At 66.8% G+C, this 2,935-nt stretch carries 3 protein-coding genes; all 3 read right to left on the minus strand.

Annotated elements, in window-relative coordinates:
- On the minus strand, positions 1–1,131 hold a 1,131-nt coding region (gene tssM / locus EN781_RS29815; protein ID WP_127400611.1), incomplete at its 3' end, for a type VI secretion system membrane subunit TssM.
- Between the two features lies 1 nt (position 1,132).
- Positions 1,133–2,464 (minus strand): type VI secretion system protein TssL, long form, encoded by a 1,332-nt coding sequence (tssL, locus tag EN781_RS29820; protein ID WP_126058942.1) that lies wholly within the window; start codon positions 2,462–2,464, stop codon positions 1,133–1,135.
- Between the two features lie 4 nt (positions 2,465–2,468).
- A partial coding sequence (gene tssK / locus EN781_RS29825; RefSeq protein ID WP_189347929.1) for a type VI secretion system baseplate subunit TssK occupies positions 2,469–2,935 on the minus strand: 467 nt, incomplete at its 5' end.

Here is a 2,935-nt window from a genome sequence, read left to right on the forward strand (position 1 = left end):
TTCCTGGGTCGCCGACGTCAGATAGAGGCCACGCAGCCAGGCTGCCTCTTCATAGCGGCTTTCGCCGAACATCGCCTCGATCAGCAGCTGGATCGGCTCGGAAAGGCTTGCGAGTTGGGCGGGGAAGCGGAAGATCTCGGCGCGCGCGGCGAGTTTGTCCTCATCCTCAAGGCGCGGCACAAGGCGTCGCTCGAGCTCGGTCGCCAGCGTGGTGATTTCGCGCTCGACGGTCTTGGCGTCGACGCGCGCATCGAGCGGGAAGGTCGTCCCCCACACCTGTTCGCGCGATGCCGTCGACAGGCCGCCGAAGAAGGCCTCGAAACCCTTGATCAGATCGGCCTTGGTCAGCATCAGATAGACCGGAAGGCGGATTTCGAGCCGGTCGTTGAGCTCGGCCAGCCGGCGGCGGATCTTGCGGCCGTGCGCCTTGATGGCCTCGTCGCCCTCCGAAAGCGTATCGATAGAAAGCGCGACGATCACGCCGTTCAGCGCCCGACGGCCCCGATGCTTCTTCAAGAGGTCGAGGAAGCCCAACCATTCCGCCGCGTCGACGTCAGGCTGGCTTTCCTGCTGGACATAGCGGCCGGCGGTGTCGATCAGCACCGCGTTCTCGGAGAAGAACCAGTCGCAGTTGCGGGTGCCGCCAACACCCTGCAGGTCGTCGGTGAGATCGATGGGGAAATTCAGCCCGGACTGCCGCAAGGCGGTGGTCTTGCCGGTGGCCGGCGGCCCGACGATCACATACCAGGGCATCTCGCGCAGGAACTTGCGCCCGCCGAGCTTGCGGCGCTTCAGCTCGGCCATCACCTCGCCGAATTTTGCGCCGACGGCGGCGACGTTCTCCTCGCCGGGGGTAAGCTGTTTCTCCGCCGCCGGCGCCGCGATCTCGGCAACGAACATGCGGTTGGCGCGGATCGCGCGGCGCTGGGCGACGATGAGCCAGATCAGCCACAGGATGATCAGCCCAGCGATCATGGCGATGCGCACATTGTCGGAGTCGAACGGCGAATAGGGGCCAACCTGGACGATCGGGCCGAAAATCCAGATGACCAGCGAAAGCAGCGCGATGCCGATCAGCGTCCAAAGGAAGCGCGAGGTGAGCACGGCCCAGAGGAAGCGAAGGATGAACATCTCAAAGCCTCTTCTCGACCAGTACCTCTACGCGCCGGTTGAGCGCCCGACCCTCGCGTGTCGAGTTGTCGGCCACCGGATCGGTCTCCGCGCGCCCTTCGGAATGGATGCGCTCCTGCGGCACGCCGGCCCGCACCAGGAGGTCGGCTATGGTCTCGGCCCGCGCTTCCGAGAGCCGCTGGTTGCTCGAAAGCGGGTTGGACCTTTGCAGGCGCACGTTGTCGGTGTGGCCGACGACGGTGATGTTTCCGATGAGTTCCTGGTTGGCGAGGATGACCTTGGCGATGGATTCCACCAGTGGCTCATAGCCTTGGGTCAGCGTTGGCCGTGACGACTGGAAGAGTTCGGGGTTGGAGGACTGGATGACCAGCTTGGCGAGCGACACGCTTTCGGTGCCGCTGAGCGCCCCCCTGAGGTCGTCCGGCGCTTCGGCCTTGAATTCCGGCAGCAGCGCGAAGTCGACCGGTTCCGGCGCAGGCGGTTCCGGCGCGTCGACCTTTGGCGCGGCGCGCGCGATGTCGGCGCGCTGAGGCGGCGGCAGCGCGCGGACGAGCGCCGAGAGTTCCACCGCCTGGCTGCTCAGTCCCATCGAGAGGCCGATATGGACCACGGTGGCGATCACCGCCGCGGCAAGCGCCATCACCCAGATCGGCACGATGAAGCGCTGCGGCTCGTCCGAGGCGATCACGCCTTTCCAGTGTGGCGACAGCGGCGCGCCCTCGGCGTCGGCATCGCGCAGGAAGCGCGCCGCCGCCACGCGAACGGCATTGAGCGATCGGTCGCCGGAGCGGCCGGGCACCCGGTATTTGCCGCGGAAGCCGAGCGCCAGGCACTGGTACTGCAGCTCCAGCAATTCGCGATCCCGGTTCGGGTGGCGCTCCAGTTCGTCGAGACGCGTGAAGAACTGGGTGCCGGCATCGACGTCGCCGCGCAGCATGACCACCAGCGGCTGGCGGGGCCATGCGCTGGCGCCGCCCCAGGGCGTGTTCAGCGCGAGGTCGTCGAGCAGCGCCGCCACCACCCAGGCCGCCTGATCGGCGCGCTCCAGAGACGATCCCGATGTCATGGCGGCATCGCGCGCCCGAACCAGCTCTTCGAGCAGGCGCGTGCGCAATGTTTCAGGGTTCTCCGGCGCCAGGGCGCTTTCAAGCTCGGGCGCGAATTCGAGCAGCGGCGCGAAGGCGTTGATGAGCGCATTGGGATGGGCGCGCGAGCGCTTGACCGGCGCACCCGTCAGCATCGGCGCCATCGGCCGCGGCATCTGGGCGCCGGTCAGTCTGATGCGCGTGCGTTCACGATCCTCCGACAGTCCGAAGGGATCATCCCGGCTCATGATCTCACCTGTTCACCGAATAGCAGTCGACCTGCGGCTCGCTCGGCAAGACACCGGAAACGCCGATGACGAAGCCGGGGGCGTCGAGCAGCGAGGCCCAGTGCTCGCTCTTCTGGTCAAGCTCGAGGCACAGCCGGTCGCCGTCGTAGGGGATTTCGCGCGGCTGTGAATGCAGCGGCTTCAGCGGAATGCCGGGCAGGCGCGACTTCCACAGGCCTTCGAACTGGTCGGCCGCGCCGACCGTCGCCTGATTGACGAAGATCTTGCGCAGCGCATCTTCCGACAGCTCGGACCCGACCCGGATGACGATGCGGCTCGCCACCAGCAGCTTCGGGTTGTCGATGCGGATCTTCCAGACATTGGTCGAGTGCCGCATGACAGGCAGGGCGCGCGACTTGGGCTCGATATAACGCAGGCTCAGGATGAGCGAGCGCAAGGCATCGGCCAGCGCCGTATAGGCGGGGCCGGGGG

Source organism: Mesorhizobium sp. M4A.F.Ca.ET.090.04.2.1, from assembly GCF_003999085.1.
Lineage (GTDB): Bacteria > Pseudomonadota > Alphaproteobacteria > Rhizobiales > Rhizobiaceae > Mesorhizobium.

What these genes read in the sequence shown, in the direction of transcription:
- tssL (WP_126058942.1), bottom strand. Translation starts at nt 2,464, where the DNA reads ATGAGCCGGGATGATCCCTTCGGACTGTCGGAGGATCGTGAACGCACG.